Source organism: Salifodinibacter halophilus (genome assembly GCA_012999515.1).
GTDB classification, from domain to species: Bacteria; Pseudomonadota; Gammaproteobacteria; order Nevskiales; family Salinisphaeraceae; genus Salifodinibacter; species Salifodinibacter halophilus.
The window spans coordinates 1-243 of record JABEEB010000599.1 but is presented as its reverse complement, the minus strand read 5'-3'; the positions used below and the strand labels follow the sequence as shown (position 1 = coordinate 243).

The window sequence follows — 243 nt, the reverse complement described above, 5'->3', positions numbered from 1 at the left end:
CTCGCGACGCCGCAGGAGAGTGGTCGGGCACCGCTCTCGCAGGGGATGATACGGACCGCAACTCGGCGAGCGTCCGCGGTTGCCGCCGACCTGACGACGTACATCGACGACGGGTTCGACGTCGCGGTCATCGAGCCCTCGGACCTCGCCGCGTTCCGCCGAGAGTACGGGAAGCTCCTCGACGAGGAGACCCACGAGCGACTCGCAGAGAACTCCTACGACGTCATGGAGTACGTCTACGGA

The 243-nt window shown here is 66.7% G+C and carries 1 protein-coding gene; it reads left to right on the top strand.

Annotated features, from left to right (window positions below; translation table 11 throughout):
• Nucleotides 1-243: (4Fe-4S)-binding protein (locus tag HKX41_12970; GenBank protein ID NNC25046.1), on the top strand; the 243-nt coding region annotated here is incomplete at both ends.